The sequence below is a fragment of the Xenococcus sp. PCC 7305 genome, from assembly GCF_000332055.1.
Classification (GTDB): domain Bacteria; phylum Cyanobacteriota; class Cyanobacteriia; order Cyanobacteriales; family Xenococcaceae; genus Xenococcus.
The window spans coordinates 1-17,030 of record NZ_ALVZ01000193.1 but is presented as its reverse complement, the minus strand read 5'-3'; the positions used below and the strand labels follow the sequence as shown (position 1 = coordinate 17,030).

The 17,030-nt window shown below is 39.7% G+C and carries 11 protein-coding genes and 1 pseudogene; 6 read left to right on the top strand and 6 right to left on the bottom strand.

What is annotated here, in order from left to right:
• Nucleotides 1-194: 194 nt before the first annotated feature.
• Nucleotides 195-1,850 (bottom strand): acetolactate synthase large subunit, encoded by a 1,656-nt coding sequence (locus tag XEN7305_RS15550; protein WP_040898167.1) that lies wholly within the window; start codon nt 1,848-1,850, stop codon nt 195-197.
• A gap of 324 nt (nt 1,851-2,174) precedes the next feature.
• On the opposite strand from XEN7305_RS15550, the gene fabG reads away from it, so the two are divergent.
• Nucleotides 2,175-2,939, top strand: coding sequence for a 3-oxoacyl-[acyl-carrier-protein] reductase (fabG, locus tag XEN7305_RS15545; protein ID WP_006510413.1), 765 nt, complete (start codon nt 2,175-2,177; stop codon nt 2,937-2,939).
• Nucleotides 2,940-2,960: 21 nt separating this feature from the next.
• On the opposite strand, the gene dusA is transcribed toward fabG, so the two are convergent.
• Entirely contained in the window at nt 2,961-3,956 is a 996-nt protein-coding gene (gene dusA / locus XEN7305_RS15540) for a tRNA dihydrouridine(20/20a) synthase DusA (RefSeq protein WP_040898148.1), read from the bottom strand.
• 49 nt (nt 3,957-4,005) lie between these two features.
• Nucleotides 4,006-4,215, bottom strand: a complete 210-nt coding sequence (locus XEN7305_RS28690) for a hypothetical protein (RefSeq protein WP_144053286.1) — start codon at nt 4,213-4,215, stop codon at nt 4,006-4,008.
• 31 nt (nt 4,216-4,246) lie between these two features.
• On the opposite strand from XEN7305_RS28690, the gene XEN7305_RS15535 reads away from it, so the two are divergent.
• Both XEN7305_RS15535 and XEN7305_RS15530 read left to right on the top strand, forming a co-directional pair.
• The gene (locus tag XEN7305_RS15535) at nt 4,247-4,816 is read left to right on the top strand and encodes a DUF411 domain-containing protein (protein WP_006510411.1); all 570 of its coding nucleotides are present in this window, start codon (nt 4,247-4,249) and stop codon (nt 4,814-4,816) included.
• A 23-nt stretch (nt 4,817-4,839) separates the two neighbouring features.
• A complete protein-coding gene (locus XEN7305_RS15530; protein ID WP_006510410.1) occupies nt 4,840-5,517 on the top strand; it encodes a bifunctional 2-polyprenyl-6-hydroxyphenol methylase/3-demethylubiquinol 3-O-methyltransferase UbiG in 678 nt (225 codons plus the stop codon).
• Nucleotides 5,518-5,679: 162 nt separating this feature from the next.
• On the opposite strand, the gene pdhA is transcribed toward XEN7305_RS15530, so the two are convergent.
• The gene (gene pdhA, locus XEN7305_RS15525) at nt 5,680-6,711 is read right to left on the bottom strand and encodes a pyruvate dehydrogenase (acetyl-transferring) E1 component subunit alpha (RefSeq protein WP_040898162.1); all 1,032 of its coding nucleotides are present in this window, start codon (nt 6,709-6,711) and stop codon (nt 5,680-5,682) included.
• Nucleotides 6,712-6,822: 111 nt separating this feature from the next.
• Nucleotides 6,823-7,512, bottom strand: a complete 690-nt coding sequence (locus tag XEN7305_RS15520; protein ID WP_006510408.1) for an alpha/beta hydrolase — start codon at nt 7,510-7,512, stop codon at nt 6,823-6,825.
• Nucleotides 7,513-7,688: 176 nt separating this feature from the next.
• On the opposite strand from XEN7305_RS15520, the gene XEN7305_RS15515 reads away from it, so the two are divergent.
• The gene (locus XEN7305_RS15515) at nt 7,689-10,754 is read left to right on the top strand and encodes an efflux RND transporter permease subunit (protein ID WP_006510407.1); all 3,066 of its coding nucleotides are present in this window, start codon (nt 7,689-7,691) and stop codon (nt 10,752-10,754) included.
• A gap of 47 nt (nt 10,755-10,801) precedes the next feature.
• On the opposite strand, the gene XEN7305_RS26785 is transcribed toward XEN7305_RS15515, so the two are convergent.
• On the bottom strand, nt 10,802-15,247 hold the full coding sequence (locus tag XEN7305_RS26785) for an NACHT domain-containing NTPase (protein WP_006510406.1): 4,446 nt from the start codon (nt 15,245-15,247) through the stop codon (nt 10,802-10,804).
• 140 nt (nt 15,248-15,387) lie between these two features.
• On the opposite strand from XEN7305_RS26785, the pseudogene XEN7305_RS30360 reads away from it, so the two are divergent.
• Nucleotides 15,388-15,573 (top strand): annotated as a pseudogene (locus XEN7305_RS30360) (hypothetical protein); the annotation flags it as partial.
• A 39-nt stretch (nt 15,574-15,612) separates the two neighbouring features.
• Entirely contained in the window at nt 15,613-16,941 is a 1,329-nt protein-coding gene (locus XEN7305_RS15505) for an IS4 family transposase (protein ID WP_006507541.1), read from the top strand.
• Nucleotides 16,942-17,030 lie beyond the last annotated feature (89 nt).

Sequence of the window (17,030 nt, the reverse complement as noted above, 5' to 3'; positions counted from 1 at the left end):
CTTATCTCTATCTAGTGAGTGCCTTTTTCGCTGTATGCTATAAAGGATTTGATAAACCCTTTGTTGTCAGTGATACTAATTTAAAATAGAAATAGAACACATGATTCTGTAGGGGCGAATGGCAATTCGCCCCTACCACCATGATCTGTCGTGAACATTATTTAATTTGGTATGAGAAATATCGACTAAAAACTCTAAAGTCTCACTTCACAAGTTAAATCTCCTGCTTCTTGGGAAAAACGCAAATTTTCTTTGTAATCAACAGGACAGTCGATAACAGCAGGAACATCTTGAGCTAACGCCTCTTTGAGAATGGGAACAAGATCCGCCGCCGATTCAACACGATATCCTTTTAAACCCATACTTTCAGCTAATTTTACAAAATCAGGATTAGTAAAATCGACAAAAGAGGCATGACCAAATTGACTAATTTGTTTCCATTCAATTAAGCCATAACCGTTGTCATTAAAGATCAAAGTAACAAAAGGAGTTTTAATCCTTAAAGCGGTTTCCAGCTCCTGAGCGTTCATCATAAAACCACCATCCCCTGTCACGGCGACAATTTTTTTATCCGGATGAACCAATTTGGCTGCGATCGCCCCAGGAATGGAAATTCCCATCGCCGCAAAACCATTGGAAATCAGACAGGTATTGGGACAATCACAATGATAATGCCGTGCCATCCACATTTTATGAGCACCGACATCGGAGATCACAATATCCTCTGGATTCATTACTTGACGCAAATCATAAATTATCTTCTGCGGTTTAATCGGAAAAGCTTCATCATTAACATAGCGTTCATAGTCTTTTCGTAGTTGACTACGCAATCGCGAAATATTCCCCGCAGGTTTGCCATTGCGATCGCATTTTTTCATAATGTCCAGCAAGGAGTCAGAAATATCTCCTACTACTTCTACTAGAGGAATATAACTACTATCGATCTCGGCTGTAGCAGCTCCAATATGAATGATTGGCGTTTTTCCTTGGGGGTTCCATTTTTTCGGTGAATATTCGATCAGATCGTAACCGATCGCAATGACCAAATCCGCTTCATCAAAAGCACAACTAATAAAATCTCGCTGTTGTAAACCCACCGACCAGAGACATAAAGGATGAGTATAGGGAATCACACCTTTGCCCATAAAAGTATTGGCCACAGGAATACTCAGTTGGGTAACAAACTCGGTCAGCGCTTCATTAGCATGAGCTCTAATTGCACCATTGCCTACAAGAATTAGAGGGTTGTCTGCTTTTGCGATCGCCGCAGCGGCGGCATTAATACTACGGTAAGAAGCATAGGTTTTTTCTCGACCATCTTGTCCCAAAGGATAGCTGCCCCCCACAGACATCGCAGCAATATTTTCTGGCAAATCAATATGGACAGCACCAGGTTTTTCTGCTTGGGCAAGTTTGAAAGCTTTACGAATAATTTCTGAAGTATTTTGCGGGCGAACGATTTGAGTATTCCATTTGGTGACAGGCTCGAACATTGCAACCAGATCGAGATATTGATGGGATTCGATATGCATACGATCTGTTCCCACTTGCCCCGTGATGGCTACCAAAGGGGCCCCATCAAGATTGGCATCGGCCACTCCTGTCATCAAATTAGTTGCTCCAGGCCCCAATGTAGACAAACAAACCCCAGCTTTTCCCGTCAATCTGCCATAAACATCCGCCATAAAAGCAGCTCCCTGTTCATGGCGAGTGGTGATAAATTGAATGGGAGAGTCTCGCAAGGCTTCTAGGATATGAAGATTCTCCTCTCCTGGTAAACCGAATATATATTCGACACCCTCATTTTCGAGACATTTGACCAATAATTCTGCCGTGTTAAATTCGCCCACAATAATCACCTTCCAAACTGCAACTACCAATCTTATTCTACTTGGGTAGAATGGCAATCTATTGTTCAAATTTAGTAACTTGAGAAATTGATATTATCTCTTAATGATCTATGATTTTGTCTTGTTTTTGTCACATATCAAGCTCTTTTGATTCGCCCAATCTAAGCATTAACTTCCATAGGCGTAAAAGACATTAGTTTCATAATTTCTATGAGACTAGCTCAATATCAAAGATATTGCATAGATTGAATTTTCTTGTTCCGCGTTCCTCCGTTGGTGTATCTTTCTTTCAGGAGAAACGTTTTAGAGGAAAAAGGGTTAATTATGGAAATGATGCCAGAAAATTTACAGTCATTGAAAGATCAAGTAGCGATCGCGACTGGAGCATCGAGGGGAATTGGCAAGGCGACAGCTTTAGCTTTAGCCGCAGTAGGAGCCAAAGTTGTGGTTAACTATGCTCGCTCTAGTGAAGCTGCCGAAGCAGTGGTGCAAACTATTCTGGATGCCGGGGGAGAGGCGATCGCAATTCAAGCCGATGTCTCGAAACCAGAAGAAGTCGATGGGCTGATTAAAGAAACTCTGGCTAAATATTCTCGCATTGACGTCTTGGTAAATAATGCCGGGATTACCAAAGATACTTTATTGATGCGAATGAAACTTGAACAATGGCAAGCCGTTATCGACCTCAATCTTACTGGGGTGTTTCTCTGCACTAAAGCAGTCACTAAAACAATGTTAAAGCAACGCAGCGGCAGAATTATCAATATTGCCTCGGTTGCAGGGCAAATGGGGAATCCTGGACAAGCTAACTATAGTGCAGCCAAGGCTGGGGTGATTGGGTTTACCAAAACAGTAGCTAAGGAGTTGGCTCCTCGCGGCGTGACTGTTAATGCTGTGGCACCAGGTTTTATTGAAACAGATATGACTCAGGATTTGCAAGCCGATGAGATACTTAAATTTATTCCTTTGGGGCGTTATGGAAAACCCGAAGAAATTGCGGGAATGATTCGCTTTTTAGCCGCCGATCCCGCAGCAGCTTACATTACAGGACAAGTTTTCAATGTCGATGGTGGAATGGTAATGGCCTAATCAGTTATCAGTTATCAGTTATCAGTTATCAATTACTTCCGCAAGGGCATTCTTAATAGTGGTCGAGCTGGAATTGGGCAAAAAAGCATTTTGGCTAATGTATCTTTTCCAAGCTTTGGTTCCTGGTTGTCTGGCAAAAAGTTGGAGCATATGACGAGTAATCGAATTCAGCCTACCTCCTCGACTCATCCAATGATCGATATAAGGTAGCATTGCTTCGACAATGTCTTGACGCCGGGGAATCGCGGCCTGGGAATCATAAAATTCTTGGTCTACTGTTGCAAATAAATAAGGGTTATCATAGGCAGCTCGACCAATCATCACCGCGTCTACAGACTTTAAGCATTCTGTTACCTGCTTGAGCTCGACAATTCCACCATTGATTTCGATGAACAAATGGGGAAATTCTCTTTTGAGACGATAAACATCTTCATAACGTAGAGGAGGAACATTGCGATTTTCTTTGGGGCTTAAACCCTTTAACCAAGCTTTGCGAGCATGGACAGTAAAATGACGACATCCTGCTTCTGAGACAATCCGCACAAATTCTGCCATATCTTCATAGCGATCGCGATCATCAATACCAATGCGATGTTTTACCGTAACTGGAATAGTGACAGCTTTTTGCATTGCTGATATTGCGGCTGCAACCAATTGAGGTTTTGCCATTAAACAGGCACCAAAATTGCCACTTTGGACTCGCGAGCTGGGACAACCAACATTTAAATTCACAGCATCATAGCCCCAATCTTGAGCTACTTTGGCACATTCGGCCAGCTCTGAGGGTTGATCGCCACCTAGTTGCAAAACAAGGGGTTTTTCTTCGGGGGAAAAGCCTAATAGTTTTTCGCGATCGCCATGAATAATCGCAGGGGTGGTAACCATCTCTGTATAGAGCAAAGTATATTTCGTAATTTGACGCATTAGATATCGATAATGGCGATCGGTACGATCCATCATCGGAGCAATGCTTAGGGGATTATTACTAACTAATTGACTATGAACTGATGGTTTCAAAATACGATTACTTAAGGCTTAGACAGATTAATTATATAAGGAAAAGGTTTTAGGTATTAGGTGTTAGGTTTTGGGGAACAGGGAACAGGGAATAGGGAATAGGGAATAGGGAATAGGGAATAGGGAATAGGGAATAGGGAACAGGGAATAGGGAACAGGGAACAGGGAATAGGGAATAGGGAACAGGGAACAGGGAATAGGGAACAGGGAATAGGGAATAGGGAACAGGGAACAGGGTTTGAGCCCAGGATCTGTACAATGTTATTATCTCAACACGTCTCTTTCAGGTTATGAACAAGTATTTTAAGAAATGGTTGCTATTTTTAGTGTCTCTAACCACTTGTGGATTATTGGCAAAAAGTTTCTGTCCTTTAGAAACATCGGCAAATACAATAGTCAACAATTCTCCAAAATTTACTAACAGTTCAGAACAAATTACTTATATTAGTTTTTGGGGGCAAAAAGCGAATCCTAATAATGTGGGAAATCTAAATATGACTCTATACCGTAGCCCATCATGTAGTTGCTGTGGAGCATGGATTGACCATATCAAAGAACATGGCTTTAGGATTACAGAGGACATTAAAACCGAATCGATCGCAGCACTCAAGCAAAAACTTAATGTACCTCCAAAATTAGCTTCCTGCCACACAGCAATTATTGATGGTTACATAATAGAAGGTCATGTTCCTGCTGACGATATCAAACGCTTTCTGCGTCAAAAACCTCAAGTAGCTGGCTTGGCAGTTCCGGGAATGGTTATTGGAACACCAGGAATGGAAATGGGCGATCGCCAACAACCTTTTCAGGTCTTAGCATTTAATAACAAAGGTGAAGTGGAAGTCTTCCAAGAATATTAATTCTACTAATATAAAATGGTTTTATGTTTGAACAACAACCTCAAGAGTTACAACAAAAAGTCAAATCCTTAGCCACCGAAGCAGTTCAACAAGAGAATCCTGCCGGATGGTTTGAGCCCTTGTATAAAGGTGCGAAAGGAGATTCTCAACTCGTGCCTTGGGCTAAAGATAAGGCTCATCCCTATCTCGAAGATTGGTTACAAAACCATCAACTCCCAAAAGAAAAACCTGCTGCTTTAGTCATTGGTTGTGGATTAGGGGATGACGCCGAAAGATTGGCTGATGTTGGCTATCAAGTTACTGCTTTTGATATTTCAGCTACTGCGATCGCCTGGTGCCAACAAAGATTTCCCAACTCTTCGGTAAAGTATCTTGTAGCAGATTTACTAGCTTTGGATGCGTCCTGGAGCAATAGTTTTGATTTAGTTTATGAATGCCGCAATATCCAAGCCTTGCCCCTCAAAATCCGCTCTCAAGTTATTAATGCGATCGCGCCTTTACTAGCCCCAGAAGGTACTTTATTAGTCGTTACTCGTCATCGCGATGACCATAACACCCCACCGGAGGGGCCACCCTGGGCGCTTTCAGATCTTGAATTATCTTGGTTTCAGGACTTAGGATTGAGAGAAACCAATCGTAAAACCTTTTTAGAGGGCGACAGAAAAATTATCAAACAACTAAGAATCGAATATTCTTCTTGAATGAGGGCAGCGGTGCGACCCCGCGCCTTTGCAAGGCGCTAGGGAACGCGCACCAAGAGAGAGGGCAGAAGCTTTTAAAACTATTTAAACTTTATCAGAGCAAAAGCGATAATGTTGACCACTTTTTCCTCATCCTTCATCCTTCATCCCTCATCCCTTAAATTAGTCTTCTGCGAAGATATAACGACGCAACTCAGAAGGATCAGGTTCGGGACTGCTTTCTGCAAATGCCACCGCATCATTAATGATTTCTTGTACTTTTTTATCGAGATCTTTTAGCTCTTGTGCTGTAGCCAATTTTTGCTTAGTTAGATAATCAGCAAATCTAGTAATAGGATCTTTTGTGGCCCAATATTCCTTCTCTTCAGCAGAACGTAACTCATCAGGATCGGCCAAAGAATGGCCGCGAAAACGGTATGTTAAGGCTTCAATAAGGGTCGGCCCCTCACCAGCACGAGCTCGTTCCACCGCTTCTTGCGCTGCCGCCCGCACAGCCAAGACATCCATCCCATCAACTTCAACCCCGGCCATACTAAAGACACTGGCTTTTTTATAAATTTCTGGTTGAGAAGTCGCGCGATCGTGGGCCATGCCGATCGCCCATTTATTATTTTCTACGACATAGATAATTGGTAATTTCCATAATGCCGACATATTCAAGCATTCAAAAAATTGGCCATTATTACTAGCCCCATCCCCAAAGAAACAAGCCGTAACCTGATCTGCGCTGGCATCTCCTAGAGCATCTTTACGATATTTACTCTGATAGGCCGCTCCCATAGCAACGGGAATTCCTTCTGCCACAAAAGCATAGCCCCCTAAAAGCTTGTGCTGGGCCGAAAACATATGCATCGAACCACCACGCCCTTTACTACAGCCTGTAGCCTTGCCGAATAATTCTGCCATAACCTCTCTAGCAGGAACCCCGGCACTCAAAGCATGAACATGATCGCGATAGGTACTACTAACAAAATCCTCATCGCGGCGCATAGCTCGAATGACACCCGTAGAAACTGCTTCTTGACCATTGTAGAGATGGACAAAACCAAACATTCTGCCCCTATAGTACATTTCTGCACATTTATCCTCAAACAACCGCCCTAGAACCATGTCTTCATAGAGCATTAAACCTTCTTCTCTAGTAATCTTGATTGAAGAGGAATCAAATTTAGGAACAGTTCTTTCAGCAGCCATAGAGTCTGTAGTATCTAGATTATTACAAATTTTACTTGCAATTTTATATCCTCGCTTATTTAGTTCGACTTTGCAATCATGAAACCTTTGAAGAATAAACATCAAATATTCCTACATGGCGACACTTATATAGTCCTTAAGCACTTCCAAAGCAGGCGCAGGTATTTCATGACCCATATTAAACTCATGATATTGGATAGCCACCCCGATCGCAGTTAACTTCTCCTGGGCCTCTCTGGCCGCGGCGATCGGCACCACAGGATCCTGTTTGCCATGAATGATTAATGTTGGAGACAATTGACTAGGATAGGAACGAGTAATTTTTTCCGTATTAATAATCAAACTTTCCTCATCAACTTCAGCAAGAGAATTAGTATCAGGTTCGTAATGTAAATAGCCACTCATGCTAACCAAACCTAAGCAGGGAAAAGTTAACCCCACATCTAAAGTCATCGCTCCACCCTGGGAAAAGCCAGCCATAATAGTTCTTTCTATTGGTACTCCCGTAGAATCCTCCAGAGAAGACAACCAATTGATTAATAATTCTCGACTTTTGGGTAATTGTTGACAGTTGGGCATATTTTCCAAATCGTACCAAGCCCTGCCTCCAGGCACTTGAGGATGATCAAAAGGCGCGTTGGGGAACAGATAAGCAAAGCCGGGAAAATCTAGCATTTGAGCCAGCGGCGCTAAATCTTGATAGTTAGCACCCCAACCATGAAGCATCACCAATAGATGTCTTGGCTTTTGTCCATTGCTGGGCATAACGAGAATCGCATCGAGAGCTTGTTGGGCAGTCATAGATTTTTCAGTTAATATTTTGTTACATTAAAGGGGAATATCTTAATCCTTTATTTATTTTTTAATTTTTAAATCCTGCAAAAGCGCAAGCTAGCCGAATTGCTGAGAGCACAAGACTCGTACAAGAGGGCACAAGGCTTGATGTCCCTAATAACTTATACCAACCGATAAACTTAATGTCATTTCATCTTTCTGCTTGGTCGATCAAAAAACCCGTTCCGACCATCGTTACCTTCTTAATTCTGGGCATTGTGGGAATAACTTCTTTTCTCGGTTTGGGAATTGATGATACTCCCAATATTGACATTCCCGTAGTCAGCATCAATATTACCCAAAGAGGTGCTAGTCCTACAGAACTAGAAAATCAAGTAACCAAAAAAGTTGAGGATGCAGTAGCCAATCTAGACGATATAGATGAGCTGGTCTCTACTGTGACCGAGGGGAACTCGACCACAACTATCAATTTTGAACTGGGGACAGATGCCGATCAAGCTGTTAATGAGGTTAGAAATGAGATTGCTCAAATCCGCCCCGAATTACCTCAAGATATTAATGAGCCGATTGTTCAGAAGCTAGCCTTTGCCGGGGGAACTGTAATCACCTATGCAGTGAAATCGGAGAGTCGCTCTGTCGAGAATTTAAGTAATTATGTAGATAAAACCTTGATTCCTCAATTGCTAAATGTTGAAGGGGTGGGGCAAATAGATCGTTGGGGCGGAGTAGATCGCGAAGTTCGAGTAGATTTAGATCCAGATCGCCTCCTAGCCTATGATATTTCCGCGACAGAGGTAAATCAGCAAATTCGAGATTTTAATATTAATCTCGCTGGAGGGAAAATCCAAATTGGCGGCAATGAACAGAATATTCGGACTTTAGGAAGCGCCAAAAATATTCGGGAACTGCAACAATATCCGATTCGCCTTGGCAATGGGGATACAGTAACGCTGAATAATTTGGGTACGGTAGAAGATGCTTTTGCAGAACCCACCCAAGCGGCCTATCTTAATGGTGATCCGGTGGTTGCTTTTGCGGTGAAACGGAGCACTGGGAGCACTTTAGTTTCTGTAGAAGAAGGTATTCGTCAACGAGTTGCCCAATTGGAGCCGACCCTGCCAGAAGATATCAAATTAGAACTAATTTTTACCCGCGCCGATTCAATTCGTGGTTCCTACAATGGCACAATTATGACTTTGGTCTTTGGTTGTGTACTAACAGTGATTACAGTGGGAATCTTTTTGCGCGACTGGCGCAGTACGTTGATTACGGGGACTGCTCTACCTTTATCAATCATCCCTACTTTTTGGGTGATGCAGTTGCTAAACTATACCCTCAACGGCATGAGTTTACTTGCTCTGGCCTTAGCTATTGGAAATTTGGTGGACGATGCGATTTGTATGTTGGAGAACATCGATCGCCATTTACAAATGGGTAAAACTCCCCTTAAAGCAGCTTTAGATGGTTCGAGGGAAATTGGCTTAGCAGTGGTAGCAACTACTTCAACCATTGTGGCGGTATTTATCCCTGTAGCCTTTATGGGTGGGGTTCCAGGACAGTTTTTCCAGCCCTTTGGAGTGACAGTTGCTGTCTCTACGATGTTTTCGACCCTAGTTGCTTGCACAGTAACGCCGATGCTGAGTGCCTATTTATTGAGATCTAAACCAATTCCCACCGCCGCAGATTTAACTGGTAAGGGTTCCCAACGTCGTCCCTATGCGTCTCTCCTCAGATGGTCTTTACGTCATCGTTTTACTACTTTGTTATTCGCGATCGCGTTTTTCATTGGTAGCTTGCAACTAGTCCCTTTTATTCCCAAAGGTTTATTTAGTGATGGAGATACGGGTTTAAGTACAGTTATCGTCGAGCTTCCTCCTGGTTCAAGACTTCAAGACACAGAAGAAGTCACCAAGCAGCTAGGCGCTATTTTACAGGATGATCCAGCGATTAGTAGTTATCTCAACTATTCGGGAGCGGAGAACAAAATCAACTCGGCTCAAATCTTTGTCAACTTAGCTCCCAAAGAAACCAGGGAGCTGGATCAAAAACAATGGCAACAGAAAATGCGCGGTAAATTTGCCAAAATACCAGGAGCTAGAATTAGTTTTAGAAGTCAAGGTGGTGGCGGCGGGAGCAAGGATCTTTCGTTGATTCTGCGCAGTGATAATCCTCAAGTCCTGACGAATACAGCAAAAGAGCTGGAAGCTCAAATGGGCTCGATTTCTGGACTGGTAGAAATTAGTTCTAGTGTTAGTTTGGTGCGCCCCGAGATTGTTATTGAGCCTGATCCTCAACGAGCTTCTGATTTGGGAGTTTCTGTTCAAGCGATCGCACGCACAGCTTCTTTAACGACCATTGGTGATAATGACTTTAATTTGGCTAAATTCAACCTTAGCGATCGCCAAATTCCGATTCGGGTTCAGATAGATCCAGCCAAGCGGCAAGATATCAACAATCTGAAAAACCTCCGTGTCCCTAGCGATCGTGGAACCTTAGTTCCTCTAGATGCGGTGGCTACAATTCGCTTGGGTAGTGGCCCGAACGAAATCCAAAGATTTGATCGCAGTCGTCGAGTTACAGTAGAAGCCAATTTACAGGGTCTTGCCCTGGGAGATGCTGTAGCTCAAGTGCGTCAGTTACCGATCATGAGTCCCTTGCCCCCAGAGGTACGAGAAGAACCCGCAGGGGATGCCAAGATTATGCGAGATATTTTTGCCCGTTTCTTGGGAGCATTATCCTTAGCAATTCTTTGCATCTATGCAATTCTCGTCCTGCTGTACAATAATTTTCTCTACCCGATGGCGATTCTGGTTGCTCTGCCTTTATCTGTGGGGGGAGCATTAATGGGATTATTGGTGACTCAAAAGGAATTGGGTTTATTTGCTTTGATTGGTGTAGTTCTACTGATGGGACTAGTGACGAAAAATGCTATTTTGCTAGTGGATTTTGCACTGGCGGGTATTGAACGAGGAAAGCCCCAATTTAAAGCAGTGGTTGAGGCGGGAGTTTCCCGTTTACGTCCAATTTTGATGACCTCAATTTCGACTATTGCCGGAATGATGCCGATCGCTTTGGAACTAGGAGCTGATGGAGAGGTTCGTAGTCCTATGGCGATCGCAGTTATTGGTGGGTTTACAACTTCTACTTTATTGACTCTGGTTGTGGTTCCTGTGCTGTTTACCTATGTTGATGGGTTTTATCATTGGTTAGGTAAATCTTTTAGGAAGATACTAAAAAGTAATAATTAATGTTACAAATATTGTCTGGTCAATTTAGCATGATGATTATCATTGTTCTATTTAAGAGCTGCATTTAATACAAAAGCCTGAACAGTTGAACCTAATTGAGATAAATCTTTTGCTTGTTGATCGAATTTTTCTTTGGCTTCTACAAGGCTAATTTTAGGTGCTTTACCTTTCCTATAATCGCTACTGTCCCATTGCTCACAATGAAACCACCCAATTAGATAAAGACCATGTTGGCAAGCATTATCTTTTAAATAGCGATTCAATAGCTGAGTTTCCATTGCTGTATCCAATTCTTTATGCCAACAACCTTTTACTTCTATGATGACAGTAATAGAATCATAAATTTCACCATTAGATTTTTTTACGACATCAACATGAATATCAGTTCTTTCTCCTTTTGCTCCTCCTTGACTAGGGCGCAGTTCAACTTCTCTATTAGCAATAATCCCTCTTTGTTTTAAATCTCTATCAAGAAATCGTTTTACATAATCAGAGAAAGTATTCTCATCAACAGGCTTATATATATGTTTTTTAGAAGGATCGATTTTATCCCAAACATCTCTTGCACCAGGGGTTTCACCTTGAAGTTCTAATTCTAGACGTTTTAAAGAATCAATTAAGACCTCTAAAAGTTCATTTCCATCATTGATTAATCTTTTATTGCCATCTCTAATCAGTTTTAAGATTTCATAAGGTTTGGGTGGTTGCCAGGTTTTTGTTCTTCTATTTCTTTGTGCATCAAATAAAGTTGCTTTTAACCAATTTAATTCTGGAAATTTACTAGCAATACGCCTAATTTCTTGACAAGATTGAAATGTTCCGGTTTCTTTTAATTGAGTCAAAATACTATCCCTAAAACGAGCAATTCGCTCTCTAGGTTCCACCACATGAGCTTCATCATAAATTGGATCTTTTTCATAAGGATATTGATGAACAAGCCAGATATATAAATCCGCTAAATCTTTTTCGCTTAAATCCAATATACTACTCTTGAGAATTCCCCAAGTAATTCTATGAATTAATTTTTTTCCAAATTCTAAATCTTGTTGAATTTCTGACCATATAGTAGACCAACTATCGGTTGCATTATATCTAAACCAGGTACTCAATATTACTATTACTTTTTCTGGTTCATGATCTCTTGTCAAATTTAAACTAGAGAATAAAACATCAACAAAATCATGATTATTTTGCGGTTTATGTTCAAATAGCTGATCTAAAATTTTATATAATGCTTCAGGTTCAAGTATTGAACTTGTAGATATTGATTGCAAAAGCTTTTCTATTTTTGTATTCCAAATACAATCAACCTTATCGATAGAAAAAATATCCTTATAGACATGATTTTCTCGATCAATAAGTATTAATAGTTCATTTTCTATTTTTTTAGCTGAATTTTTATATGCTAAATTTATTAAATCTCTATCTGATTGTGATTGTTCAGATTTGTTTGGTACGCATAATAGTATAAAACTTGACCATTTCTGCCAAATATTTTGAGGTAATTTTTGAATAAATTGGTAATCTTGCTGATAAACTAACTTAAGTGCTTTATAGCCCAAAAAATCTGTTTCATGTGTAGTAATGTCATTTACATTTTTATTTATTATCTGGCAAATTATCTCTAATATTTGCATAGTAGCGTTCAATCTTTGCCACAAAATTATTTTATAAAGATATACTTTATAAAGTACATAAGCTTTTAACAATTCTCGAATATACTTTAAATGACCAGGTTCATTGCTAACTATGTATTTTTTTGCAGCTTCTACAATTCTTGTTCTTGTTTGAATATCTGCTGATTGCCATCCCGGTAAAAGAGTCAAATCAGTTTTAAAGATTTGTAATGACTCGAAATAATTACTATTAGGTCTAAGACTTAAGGTTCTAGTTATATCCCTCCAAGCAAAATAGTAATTATCATCAAAATTTTCTAGGTAAACCTGTAGTTTTTTTTGAGTAGAAATACTCGGAGAAGTCTTTTTCTTTACTGCATTCTTGGAACCTTTAATCATCAAGTATTCTTTTTTTGCTTCCTTTGCCTGAGCAGAATTTAATTCTATAGCTTCAAACCAAGACGCAAAATTTTCATTGAGCGTTTCATTGCTTTGAGTAGCGACATTTATAGCATCAATTTGCTTGGCATCTTTCCGGTTAAAATGATATTTAACTAGCTTAGTATATATTTCTTGTACTCGCTTTTCTTCCGTTTCTTGAATTTTTTCAAGCATCCATAAAATATCTTTCTCTAAATCAATTTCTTCAGAAGATGAGCCAAATAAACAATCTAAGTTTCCTCCAGAATTAACAATTAATAAAACAGACTGCTCTATAAGTTTACGTCTTTTATCATCATCTCTAGAAAAAGAAAAATCTAATTCTCCCTGACTATTTTTGTAGAGTGTAATTACATCTTGGTATTCTCTCCACTGCACTAAAGCAACCTTAGCAAAGCCTTTAACAATTTCAGGATCATCGAAACATTCCCAAGCTTTTAATAAAAGATTATCACCAAGATTCTCAAATGGATGACCAAAACATCTAACACCTTGTATTTCTAGCCAATTTAAGGCTATTGGAATATCTTCTACTTGTAACTTAGGTAAAAGTTCATAGTCTAAAAAACCACTATAAGACCCATGCAAATTACTTTTCTTTCTAGGAGTTAGAATGGGTTTTGCTATTAATAGAAATAAAATAATTGCACAGTAGCGATCATCCTGTACTAACAATAAGGCAAGCAAACGAATAGATGAATCTTTCAATTCTAATCTAAATACTGAAAATAATTCTTTTGCCGATAGATGTTCTGACCAAACTGCTCTTAAGGCATTTCCTTTTAAACTATCTTCTTCATCCTCCAATAACTCTTTTACAGCTAGAGGTTTTAATTTTAATCTTGTCTCTGAATCACCTATAGAAGCAATCATACTTGCAGCAATAGATCTTAAATCTATTTGTTGAGTTGTATCTAATGCTAAATCTACTAAGTCATCTTGTAATTCTTTTACTTCACAAGCTTCAGCTATTTTAATCGCTTCGTATCTAACATTAAAGTTTTTATTGTTATCTTGAATATAAGGTCGTAATTGTTCTGCTAATTTAGAATGATTAAGTTTTTTGTATCGTAAATACTTACTGAAATCACGATCAAATAGTTTTTCTTGTTCGTATTGTTCTAGTAAACTGTTGACTATTGCTTTACGTAATTTTGCATCTTCAGAAACATCACTTTTCAACAAAACGTCTGGATCGGTTGTCATTATTTTCTCTAACACTTCATAATTTAGACTAGCCAACCATGCAGCCGTTTCATGAAGTTGAGGAACTAATTTTTTTTCTGCATCTTCAGGAGAAACAATCAAACTCATGATCTGAACTAAGGGTATTTGATGGTGATTTAAATACCATGCAGCTAAAAACTCAGCATAAGTTTTGTGAGCAAAGCCCATACGATTTTCACCTCTTGAAGAAAAAAGTCCTGAAATCGACAAAACCTCTTTAATACATTGTTTTGTAATGTTAAATTCTTGACCATCAATTTTTTCTTGATCAATACATAAATCTTCCTTCGATATATCAGATTCAGGCATTTCCGCGTTATCGGAATTTGTCCAAATAGCTACTTTATTAGCAAAAATAGTGATGGCGGCAATTCTTCCTACAACAATCAAGCGCTGCTTATCACTTAATTCTCCGTCAAAATCACATTCAAGACGATTTGGACTAACTTCCTTACATAGTTCTAGGCATCCTCGCTCGTACAACTCTTTTTGCGACAAAGGAAAACAAGCATTTTTACTGTATTGACTTAGCAAGAATTTTAGAGTGATTGGTTTAATTGCTAACGGGACTGCTTCTTTATCAATAAGTTCTTCAAAAAATTGATTAGAATTGATATTTTTTTGATTTATAGCTTCCTCAATATCTACTTGACGTAAAGGACACAGTTCATAAATACCAACCTGATCTTTTCCCCAATTATCCTGAAATTTTTCTGTTAAGCTATTTTTCCAATCTGCTGTTCTGCAAGTAATTCTTAAATAAAGGCGATCACAAGGCAATTTATCGATTTCTCGCTTAAGAATTCTAGACAGTATTTTAATCGACAATAAGCCTTCATCAAGACTATCTAAAAATAGATATAATTGATGGTTACCATCAAGCCAATCTTTAAATCTTTCATTTTCAAAAATTTTATTACACAGCTTATTATCTGAATCATAATCACCTAAACGAAACCACAAACAATCATCTTGCGATCGCTGTAACTTAGTTTCAATTTTCTCGTATTCTTGTTCGGTTGCAGTAGTTTTCCCAATACCAGCTTCACCCAACAATATTAAACAAGGTATTTTCGATATATCATCAAACCCAACTAAATCGGACTGATAATACTTACTATATTCTGATTCTGGATCATAGAGAAAACCAGAAGAATCTAATCTTAAATTGCCTGTGGTGGGGCACCAAAAACGCGTCCAATTGTACATTTAACCCTAATTAGGAATAAGTCTTTTTACTTTATAACTCAAATGTTCCTAACTTTCGATATTAAAGCTTACTAAAGTCTTTTCTTTTAGAGTCTTAAGCAATGGAAGAGTCAGAACTATATTAAATTCAAATTTCTATCACGATCGCAGTTATTGGTGGGTTTACGACTTCCACCTTGTTGACTCTGGTTGTGGTTCCTGTGCTGTTTACCTATGTTGATGGGTTTTATCATTGGCTAGGCAAGTCCTTTAGAAAAATTCTTAAGACAATACCTTCGCCAAATGAGAAACGGAATTTGGGAGTGAAGTCAAGAGGGCTTTTATAGGAAACTAGGTTTTACCGAAACGAAGTTCCAACAAAGCCCATGCCAGAAATTTTAACACTCCTGAGTTGCTTGACATTTGATCTCAATAGCACCAGCCTGAAGCATCTGAGTATAATAATTCAAGCAATGTTAGCTATGACTGGTCGAGTAACGATGCTGGGGATATCGCGCTGGGCAGGAAAAGGAGGAAGCTATCGAACCATTCAAAGATTTTTCTCCAGCCCACAGAACTGGCCAACGTTAATGTGGGTGTTCTTTCGCACCCATTGCTTTTGTCCCAAACAACAGTACGCAATTGCTGGGGATGAAGTGGTAACCACCAAATCGGGACAAAAAACCTACGGATTGGATTGGTTTTTTTCTGGTTTGGCACAGCGTCCGGTGAAAGGATTGGCCTTCTTTGCATTATCTCTGGTGAGTTTGGAGCAAAGACAATCTTACCCCTTACGCATTGAACAGGTTATTAAACCCATAAAACCAGCGAAAGCTTCTTGCCAAGAACCTTCAAACCAGACCAAAAAGAAGCGGGGTCGTCCTAAAGGGTCTAAAAGCAAGGATAAAACTCAGGTAAACCTTTCCCCCGAACTTTTGCAGATCCGAGGCATGCTCTCGGCTTTGCTTACTACCATCGGAGGCGGCATTCGTCCCGAATATTTGCTTCTCGATGGCAAGTTTGGCCACAACGCTGCGATGCAAATGACTCGTCAGATGGGCTTACATCTAGTGAGCAAGTTGCGTTATGACAGTGCTTTATTCTTGCCGCCTCTTGGCACTGATTCCCGACGTAAATATGGCGATAAACTTAATCCACATCAGATATCTCAAAAATTTCTCTGCCATCGCACCACTGAAGAAGACTGGCGCACAGATATCTATCAAGTTCACCTACTCCATAAAGAGTTCTCTCAGCCCCTTAATGTGGTAATTATTCTCAAAACCAATATCAAAACTCAACAACAAGGCCATGTCCTCTTATTCTCTAGTGATTTAGAACTTCCCTACAATCAGCTCATCGAGCTCTACTCCTTAAGATTTCAAATTGAATTTAATTTTCGTGATGCCAAGCAATTTTGGGGCTTAGAGGATTTTATGAATATCTCCCAAACTGCTGTGACTAATGCGGTGAATCTTTCTTTCTTTATGGTCAATTTCTCCCGTCGGCTCAGAAGAGAGTTTCAATCTCGTCACTGTCCGCAGTTTAGTTTCCTCGATCTCAAGGCATTATATCGCGCTTTCAAATATGTCGATGAAGTGATTAAATTACTTCCGCAAAAACCGGAGTCCATTTTATTTTCTCGCATCTTGAACCAGGTTGCTAACCTTGGGGCAATTCACTCTGTTAGAGTTCCTGATATTACACCTAAATAACATCCGAAACTAGTTAGCATTATCTCCCTCCTGCTCAAAACCTCTTGACTAGGGGTTCTTTCTCTGTTCTTTTTTTGGCGAAGATATTG